Below are 7,479 nucleotides of genomic sequence, written 5' to 3' on the forward strand. Positions count from 1 at the left end.
ATAGGTTTCGTTTAGGTATCTTGTCCGTCATCGCTTGCCTCTCCAGGGGATTTCAACCAGATCAGCAAGATTCGTTCCACTTCGGTTATGCGCTATTACTTAACCCACCTGATCGGTCGGTAGAACCGCTCTGGGAAAAGATTTCAGCCTCTTCAGTCTGGTGCCGTCAAAATCGGCAGCGTGGGTCCCAAGGTTAACGCAATGCGCCGAGGTGCGGCCTTCAAGCAGCAAGCCCTGAATGGCTGCTCAGGCCGAGGAGATGGCTGACAGCCAACAAGGTCGAACGGCCGGTATCTGATGAGTTACCAGCCGTTGATGCACATCGATTTTCGAAGGCTTCTACGGCCGCTTCTGGCCGATTGCCGCCGGTCAAAATAGTTAGCAGCCTAAAGTAACATAGATGTTGCACCGCACAACAGAAAGTCAATCACGGATTCCGGATACCCGGTTAATCATGATGGAATCTCGCATGGGGCTGCGAAGCGCGTAAATAGGCGTTCTATGGATAGCATGCCGTGGAGGCCGCATGAACATTGGCTGCCACGGCATCGTGCCTAAAGAAGCCCGTAAATGCTGGCGATTGGCATGGGCGACTCAATCTGATCCAGCCAAGTGAGCATGCTCAACTCCTCGGCTCTCGTCCGGCATGACTGCGGCAACAGACCTCCTGACCAGCAACCGGACAGGCCGGGTTGTATGGAAAATCGTATGGAAAAGCACCTTGATTTAATAATAGTGTATAACTAAAGTAATAAAGATTATTCGCAAAAAACCCATGCGCGCTGACCGGCATGCGTGTTTTATTGTCGCGTAGTTAACGTGAAAGTCGCGCCAGCGAGTCTTGAATCCATGCTCGCCCTCCGGGTGAGGGGTGAGGGAAACGGGCAGGGCCCTCATGATTCTGGATGCCAAACAGAGCCATGACCGTTCAGGGCGTGTTGATGGTTCCATCAGGAGATTGAAATGAAAACCCGTAGTGAGTCTGAGAACAATCCCGTAGGCAATGCAATTTTAATGGAGTGGCAAGAGCACCGGTCAGAAGAAAGAGGATCACTGTCAGGCAATGACGATTTCCAGCAAAGGATTGCGGAAGCCGCGTTTTACCACGCCAAACGGCGCAATTTCGAGCCCGGACACGATTGGGCAGACTGGTTCAAAGGCGAAGCCGAGATAAAAGGGTAGCTGCGCCGCAGCCATTGACCGGCCGGCTACCCCGACGTTCGCTGGCCGTTTGAGTGGCCGTTCATTGCAGGCATGCAGATTTTGATTTGCATGATGAAATTCATGAAATTGCGGGCTAAAATAAGGGCGGAAATCTAAATCAGTTCAATCCTGCCCTGGAGGTTTTATGGTCAAGCCTGCACAAGTGAAGAAAGCCAAAGCCGCTCCGGCCAAGCCGGGCGAGAGCGCGCCGTCTGAGTTAACCGACGCGGTCGTCGAGACTGGCGCCAGCCAGGCTAAAGCCGCTTTCCCGATTGTCGCCGTTGGCGCCTCGGCGGGTGGCCTTGAAGCGCTTGAGGAATTTTTTAGCCATTGTCCGGTGGGTGTTGAGATGGCATTCGTTGTCATTCAGCATCTTGATCCCAACCACAAGGGCATCATGCCGGAATTGCTGCAGCGCGCCACCCTGATGCCGGTCGAGCAGGCGAAAGACCGCTTGCGGGTCAAGTCGGGCTGCGTATATGTAATCCCGCCCAACCGGGATTTGTCGATTCTGCATGGCTGCCTGTACTTGCTCGAACCGGTGGCGCCGCGTGGACTGCGTCTGCCGATCGACTTTTTCTTCCGTGCGCTGGCCGAAGACCAGGGCGAAAAAGCCATTGCTGTCATCCTCTCCGGCATGGGTTCGGACGGTACGCTCGGCCTGCGCGCCATCAAGGAGAAAGGCGGCCTGGTACTGGTCCAGGACCCGGCCCTGGCCAAGTTCGACAGCATGCCACGCAGCGCCATCTACACCGGGCAGGTTGACATCATCGCCGCCGCGGCGGAACTGCCGTTGCGCATCATCGATTTCCTCAAGTATGCCGCCTCCGCCTCCGCCTCCGCCTCCGCCTCCGCCTCCGCCTCCGCCTCCGCCTCCGATCACCTGCCCGAACAGGACGAGGTGGTGACGCTGACCAGCGCCTTTGACAAGGTCTGCATCCTGCTGCGCGAACGCTCGACCCACGATTTTTCACTCTACAAAAAGAGTTCCATCTATCGGCGCATCGAGCGTCGCATGGCGATTCATCAGATCGCCAGCATCGCCGACTACGTGCGTTACCTGCGCGAGAACCCGCAGGAACTCGATCTGCTGTTCAAGGAACTGCTGATCGGCGTCACCCGCTTTTTCCGCGACACGCAGCCCTGGGTCTGTCTGCAGGATCAGGTTCTGCCCGAACTGCTCGCCGCCCACCCGACGGGTGCAGCGTTTCGTGCCTGGGTCGTCGGCTGTTCGACGGGCGAGGAAGCCTATTCGCTGGCCATCACCTTCCGCGAAGTGCAGGAAAAGCTCAATCCGCCAGGTCGCTTTACGCTGCAGATCTTCGCCACCGACCTTGACGCCGATGCCATCGAGAGGGCGCGGCTGGGGGTGTACCCGGCCAATATCGCCACCGACGTCTCGGAGGAGCGACTGAAGCGTTTCTTTGTTGATGAAGGGGAGGGCAAAGGCTTCCGGGTCAGCAAGGATATCCGCGAGATGTTGGTGTTCGCGCAACAGAACGTGATCATGGACCCGCCGTTCACCAAGCTGGACATCCTGACCTGCCGCAACCTGCTGATCTACCTTGGCGCCGAGCTGCAAAAGAAGCTGCTGCCGCTGTTCCACTACAGCCTTAAGCCTGGCGGCATCCTGTTGCTCGGCAACTCCGAGTCGATTGGCGGCTTGAGCGATCTGTTCCTGCCGATCGATAGTGCTGCACGCCTGTTTCGGCGCAGCAACACCTCGCCGCTCTACGATCTTGACTTCCCCTCACGCTATTTGTCGACCAAAGGCGGAGCCTTGATACCAAACCTGCCCGATTCGACCAGCACCAATCTGCAAAGCAACGCCGAGCAATTGCTGCTGCAACAGTTTTCGCCCGCGGCTGTGCTGGTCAATAGTTTCGGCGATCTGCTCTTCTTCAGCGGGCGTACCGGCAAGTATCTGGAGCCCGCCGCCGGCAAGGCCAACTGGAACATTCACGCCATGGCGCGCAAGGGGTTGCGCCATGAGCTGGCCATCGCTCTGCCGCAGGCGCAGCGCAGCGGCGAGCGCATGGTCTGCCACAATGTTCACATTGAGTCCGACGGCGGCACCCAGGTGGCGGATATTACGATACAGCCGATCGCCGAACCGGCCACCCTGCGCGGCATGACCATGGTGGTGTTCAACGAGGTTGCCGCCGCGTCGCCACCGCCGGACGCCAACGGCAAAGCGCATCCGCGCGCTAACCAGCGCGTAGCCAAGCTGGAGCAGGCGCTGGCCCAGGCGCACCAGGACTTGCAGAGCATGCACGAGGAAATGCAGACGTCGCAGGAAGAGCTCAAATCGACCAACGAGGAAATGCAATCGACCAATGAGGAACTGCAGTCGACCAACGAGGAGCTAAGCACCTCCAAGGAGGAAATGCAGTCCCTCAACGAGGAACTGCAGTCGGTGAATGTCGAAATGCAATCGAAGCTGGAAGAACTGTCGAATGCCAACAATGACATGAATAACCTGCTCAACAGCACCGACCTGGCGAGCATTTTCCTCGATCTGACCCTGCACCTGCGGCGCTTCACCGGCCAGGCCACGCGGCTGTTCAAGCTTATTCCGGGCGATGTCGGCCGGCCGCTGTCGGACATCGTCAACGACCTCGACTATCCCGATTTGCTGGAAGACGCCAGGGAGGTGCTGCGCACCCTGGCCTTCTCCGACAAGGAAATCGCTGCCAGCGAAGGGCGCTGGTTCCAGGTGAAGATCATGCCTTACCGCACCCTGGAAAATCTCATCGCGGGCGTCGTCCTGACGTTCAACGACATTACCCTGGCCAAGCACCTGGAAGCGCAATTGCGGACCCTTGGCGACAGCACAAGGGACGCCTCATGAGCAAACAGGATGCAGATGTCAAGCTGCGCCGCGCCGCCGAAGCCAAGCTGAAAGGAAGGGGGCGGCCCAGCGGGGCCGCTGTCCTGCCTGAAGACATGCCGCGTCTGGTGCAAGAGTTGCAGGTGCATCAGATCGAGCTGGAAATACAGAACGCCGAGTTGCAAAAGATTCGCTCGGAACTGGAAACGACGCTCGCCCTCTACACCGAACTGTACGACTTCGCCCCGGTTGGCTATCTCACCCTGACCCCCGACGGCCTGATCTCGAAGGTCAATCTCGCCGCCACTACGATGCTGGGGGTGGAGCGCTCGAACCTGAGGAATAAACGCTTCTCCTCTTTCGTCAAGCTTGAAGACCGGGGGCGCTGGGCCCGGCATCTGCTGGCGACGAAAGAACACGACGGACTGAGTTCTGTTGATCTGGAATTGCAGCGCGGCGATGGCGGGGCCTTGCCGACCGGGTTGAACTGCATGCGCCATGAAGCCGGAGCAGGTGACCCGCAGGCGCGGCCAGGAACACTGCACGCGCCGCCGGTCTATGGTTTTCGAATTACCCTGACCGACATCACCGTGCGCAAGCAAGCCGAAAAAATCATCAAGGCGCGCGAAGCTTTCAAGGACTCCATCCTGAATTCCGTGCCCGCCGAAATTGCCGTGATTGATCGCCACGGGGTCATTCAGGCGGTCAATGAACGCTGGCAGCGTTTTTCTCTGGAAAATGGCGGCGGCCCCGGCACGGCTGCGACGCGTACCGGCGTCGGCACCAATTACCTGGCCGTCTGCCAGCCTGTCCCCGGTTCGCCGTCTGCTGAAGGTGCAGCGAACGTCGGCGAGGGCATACGGGCGGTTCTGGATGGCATAATTGCCAGCTACAGCTTCGACTACACTTGCCATTCCGCGCTCCAGCAACGCTGGTTCTCGATGGTCGCCATGCCTCTGGGGCCGCAGGCCGGAGACGGCGCCGTCATCTCGCACACCGATATCACCGAGCGCAAGCAGGCCGAAGAACAGCTCAAGCTCGCCGCCAGCGTGTTCAGCCATGCCCGCGAAGGCATCATTATCGCCGCTGCCGATGGCACGATCATTGATGTCAATGAGGCCTTCACCGGCATCACCGGCTACCGCCGCGATGAAGCCGTGGGCCAGAACCCGAGCCTCCTCAGCTCTGGCCGGCAGGACGATACGTTCTACGCGGCGATGTGGCGCGCTCTGGTCGAGAATGGCCATTGGCGGGGGGAGGTCTGGAACCGGCGCAGGGACGGCGAGCTGTTTGTCGTGATGCAAACCATCAGCGCCGTGCGCGATGCCGAGGGCAAGACCTTGCGGTACGTGGCGCTGTTCTCCGACATCACCGTGCTCAAGGAGCACGAAAAGCATCTCGAACATATCGCCCACCATGACGTGCTGACCGATCTGCCCAACCGCGTGCTGCTGTCCGACCGGCTGGCGCAGGCCATGGCGCAGGACATACGCCGCGAACAACGGCTGATTGTGGCCTATATCGACCTCGATGGCTTCAAGGCCGTCAACGACAACTACGGGCATGAAGTCGGCGACCAGTTGCTGGTTATCGTGGCCACCCGCATGAAGCAATCCCTGCGCGACGGCGACACCCTGGCGCGCATCGGCGGCGATGAATTCGTTGCCGTGTTGCTTGACATGGCCGATATAGCCGCCAGTGTGGAGTTGCTTGGCCGTTTGCTCACTGCCGCAGCGCAACCGGTGCACGTTGGCCATCTCACCCTGCAGGTCTCGGCCAGCATCGGCGTTACCTTCTACCCGCAGGCGGAAGAAGTCGAACCGGATCTGCTGTTGCGCCAGGCCGACCAGGCCATGTACGAGGCCAAGCTGTCCGGCAGGAACCGCTATCACGTTTTCGATGCCGAAATGGATCGCAGCGTGCGCAGCCATCACGAAAGCCTTGAGCACATCCGCCGCGCGCTGGCGGCGCGCGAATTCGTGCTTTATTACCAGCCCAAGGTGAATGTGCGCAACGGCGAGTTGATCGGCGCCGAGGCGCTGATCCGCTGGCAACACCCGGAAAACGGTCTGCTGCTGCCGGCAGAGTTCTTGCCGGTGATCGAGAATCACCAGCTGGCGGTCGAACTCGGCGAGTGGGTGATCGATAGCGCCCTCAACCAGATGTCGGTCTGGCAGTCCTGCGGGTTGTACATTCCGGTCAGCGTCAATATCGGCGCCCGCCAGTTGCAGCAAGCCGACTTCGTCGAGCGCTTGCGCGCCCTGCTGGCCGCGCATCCGGAAGTCAGGCCGGAAGACCTGGAACTGGAAGTGCTGGAAACCAGCGCACTGCAAGACCTGCCGCGGGTCTCCAAGGTGATCGAGGCCTGCCGGGAAATCGGGGTGATGTTCGCCCTCGATGACTTTGGCACCGGCTATTCCTCGCTGACCTATCTGAAGCGCCTGGCCGTCAACCAGCTCAAGATCGACCAGAGTTTCGTGCGCGACATGCTCGACGACCCGGATGATCTGGCCATTCTGGAGGGCGTGCTCAACCTGGCCACCGCCTTTCGCCGCCAGGTTATCGCCGAAGGCGTGGAGACTCGGGAACATGGCGCCATGCTGCTGCAACTCGGCTGTGAACTGGCCCAGGGTTATGGCATCGCGCGCCCGATGCCGGCTCAGGATTTGCCCGACTGGGCGGCGACCTGGCACCCCGATCCGGCCTGGTCCGATCGGTCTGCCGTCGACCGCAACGATCTGCCCCTGCTCTTTGCCAGCGCCGAGCACCGCGTCTGGATTGTGGCCCTGGAGGATTACCTGAAGGGCCAGCGCGAAGGTCTGCTGCCCATGGCCATCAAGCAGTGCCGCTTCGGACGCTGGCTGGAGACCGAGGGCCGGGTCCGACCTGGCGCGCAAGCCGCTTTGCAGACTATCGAACCAGCGCACCGCCAGGTGCATGCGCTGGCGGGGGAGTTGCTGGAGCTTCATGCCCGGGGCCGGACGGCGGAGGCGCTGGTGCGGCTGCCCGAACTCCATGCCCTGCGTGATGCCTTGATTGAGCGGTTGAATGGCCTGCTTTCGGAAAATGAGCCGCAGTCAACAGGGCTTTGCCCGGTCTAGACCAAACCATTTCTGCAATCCTCGTCAGTTACATCCCCTGTGAGCCGCATGGATAGGCAATCTACAAGCTATTAGTCGGAAGAATGGCGTGTTTATTGGCTTTGCAGCCTGTAGCCTTGTAGAACGCCATTTGGTAAGGGTTCGCACCCTTCTCCCTGTGACCGAATGGAATGCAGAGCCGGGAGAAGGGTCGGGGATGAGGGCCTGCGACTTTGGCGTCACTTCCAACTGCGGTTTTAAGGATTAAACCCAGAAAACTCTGTTTAACCACGGCGGCAGCGCGAAGCCTCCCTGCAGAGGGACGGCGAACACAGCGTAAAAACAATGGCTTGCAATGTTTTCATG

3 protein-coding genes are annotated in these 7,479 nt (G+C 59.8%); all 3 read left to right on the plus strand.

Annotated elements, in window-relative coordinates; genetic code table 11:
- The first annotated feature begins 963 nt into the window (after nt 1-963).
- The 3 genes from ACOYNV_RS24250 to ACOYNV_RS24260 all read left to right on the plus strand — a co-directional run bounded on the left by ACOYNV_RS24250 (nt 964) and on the right by ACOYNV_RS24260 (nt 7,134).
- The gene (locus tag ACOYNV_RS24250) at nt 964-1,182 is read left to right on the plus strand and encodes a DUF2934 domain-containing protein (protein WP_422902382.1); all 219 of its coding nucleotides are present in this window, start codon (nt 964-966) and stop codon (nt 1,180-1,182) included.
- A gap of 166 nt (nt 1,183-1,348) precedes the next feature.
- Nucleotides 1,349-4,054, plus strand: a complete 2,706-nt coding sequence (locus ACOYNV_RS24255) for a chemotaxis protein CheB (RefSeq protein WP_422902383.1) — start codon at nt 1,349-1,351, stop codon at nt 4,052-4,054.
- Entirely contained in the window at nt 4,051-7,134 is a 3,084-nt protein-coding gene (locus ACOYNV_RS24260; protein ID WP_422902384.1) for an EAL domain-containing protein, read from the plus strand. Before ACOYNV_RS24255 ends, ACOYNV_RS24260 begins: the two co-directional genes overlap by 4 nt.
- Nucleotides 7,135-7,479 lie beyond the last annotated feature (345 nt).

The organism is Propionivibrio sp., assembly GCF_049316945.1.
Lineage (GTDB): Bacteria > Pseudomonadota > Gammaproteobacteria > Burkholderiales > Rhodocyclaceae > Propionivibrio.

Coding starts and splice junctions, on each gene's coding strand:
- ACOYNV_RS24250 (WP_422902382.1), top strand. CDS start 964: ATGAAAACCCGTAGTGAGTCTGAGAACAATCCCGTAGGCAATGCAATT.
- ACOYNV_RS24255 (WP_422902383.1), top strand. CDS start 1,349: ATGGTCAAGCCTGCACAAGTGAAGAAAGCCAAAGCCGCTCCGGCCAAG.
- ACOYNV_RS24260 (WP_422902384.1), top strand. CDS start 4,051: ATGAGCAAACAGGATGCAGATGTCAAGCTGCGCCGCGCCGCCGAAGCC.